Annotated in this window: 1 protein-coding gene and 1 pseudogene; one reads left to right on the top strand and one right to left on the bottom strand. The window is 31.3% G+C overall.

The annotated features are described in order from the left end of the window. Positions 1-189 (top strand): annotated as a pseudogene (locus L8X27_RS07925) (peroxide stress protein YaaA); the annotation flags it as partial. Between the two features lie 23 nt (positions 190-212). On the opposite strand, the gene L8X27_RS07920 reads toward L8X27_RS07925, so the two are convergent. After that, positions 213-1,454, bottom strand: a complete 1,242-nt coding sequence (locus tag L8X27_RS07920) for a major outer membrane protein (protein ID WP_263671872.1) — start codon at positions 1,452-1,454, stop codon at positions 213-215. Positions 1,455-1,691: the final 237 nt, after the last annotated feature.

Below are 1,691 nucleotides of genomic sequence, written 5' to 3'. Positions count from 1 at the left end.
TTTTTAAAAAATTCCAAAACTTTAAGTCATTTTGCTAAAGCTTATAGGGGTAAAATACTAAGAGTATTAGCAAGTAAAAATATACATAATAAAGAAGCTTTGCTTGAAAATCTACCTAATGAATTAAAAATAAAAGAAATCAAGATACAAGGATTAAAAGAAGAGATAATTTTAGATATAGTAAGCTAAGCCTTTTGGCTTAGCTTTTATAATTAGAATTTGTATAGAGCTTCAAGTCTGATGAATTGATCATCGCTATCATGAACACCAGCTTTATTGAAATCTTCAGTTAAGTAAGAATAGAAGCCACTAAATGTAAGTTTTGGGCTATATGCATAAGATACTCTTGCGATATATTCATTTTTATCTGTTTCAGCACCTGCTGCATATTCAGTTTTACCACCGATATAGTCAAATCCTACTCTAACAGTTTCAGCAAAAGTATAACCTAAACCTGCAAAATAGAAGAAGTTTTCACCCATATCTCCGGTTAATCTACTACCGTGAGAATAGAAAATTTGTTCACCTGGAGCGATTATTCTACCTTTATCTTCTAATACAACAATAGTATTTTTATCTTTTTCACCATAGCCAACAATACCTGCTTGGAAATCAAAAGCAGAAATTTGTCCTTGTAATTGAGCAGCATAGAAGTTAGCGTTATCAGCATTTAAGCGTTTTTCTGTGTCACTATCTACACTATTTCCTAAGTATTGAGCTTGGATTTTGAAATTAGCATCATTGAATGCAAATTTATAGCTAGCATCTACTGCGTATAAGAATGCATAGTTATTTGAATAAGCAGCCCATAATTGGAACGCAAATGGATCAAAATCACCTAATATAGCAGCACCATATAATGAAGATTTAGCCATGTTGATAACAGGGAAACTTTGTTTGTTGTTATTTGTTCTATCGTTCAAAGTAGCAGCAGTGTCACCATCATCTTCAGCATTAAAGCTATCAAACCAGTAACCTGCAAAAGTTAAACCTTCAATAGAAGTGTTTACTACTTTAGCTCCTGTTCCTACTAAATCATCAGTCCAAATAGAACCAACTTCCATTTTACCAAAAGTTACGCTTGTAGCATAAGCTTCATTAGTGTATTCTAAGTAAGCTTGTTGAACAGCGAAAGTATCGTGAGTGTTTGTTCCATTACCTGTACCAAAGCCAGCTTCATTTGTGCTGTATTGGAATTGAACAAAAGCTTTGAAGTTATCATCTAAAGCTGCTTTGAAATTTAATTGAGATTTAAATCTGTGTTTGTTTTCTTTAGAGTTGTTATAACCATCTACAATTGTGTTACCAATATCTCTTCTATCAGATTCAAATCTATATCTGAACATTCCTGATACATCAACATCTTTTATAGCTTCTTCAAGTGAAACAGCGTTAGCTGCTGAAAAAGCACCTGCAGCTAAAGCTGCTACTAAACTAAGTTTAACTAGTTTCATGAGAATTCTCCTTATTAAAATTAAAACTATGGCTTGTATTATAGCATAGTTTTATATAAGAATTCTTAAAGTAAATAAAAACGATAAAAATATATTAAAGGGTTGTATTTATAGATTGAATTATCTTTAAAGATCTAGTTTGAAACTAGATCTTTAAAAACTAAGGAGTTATCTATGAATGTTTGCTTTTACAAATGTAATTATGCTCTTTGATAGTTAATGTTTGGAAACTGAGGG

It is taken from the genome of Campylobacter sp. CNRCH_2015_1657 (genome assembly GCF_025772685.1).
GTDB classification, from domain to species: domain Bacteria; phylum Campylobacterota; class Campylobacteria; order Campylobacterales; family Campylobacteraceae; genus Campylobacter_D; species Campylobacter_D lari_D.
The sequence above is the reverse complement of the archived record's forward strand: the minus strand, read 5'-3'. Positions and strand labels throughout refer to the sequence as shown.

What these genes read in the sequence shown, in the direction of transcription:
- L8X27_RS07920 (WP_263671872.1), bottom strand. Translation starts at nt 1,454, where the DNA reads ATGAAACTAGTTAAACTTAGTTTAGTAGCAGCTTTAGCTGCAGGTGCT.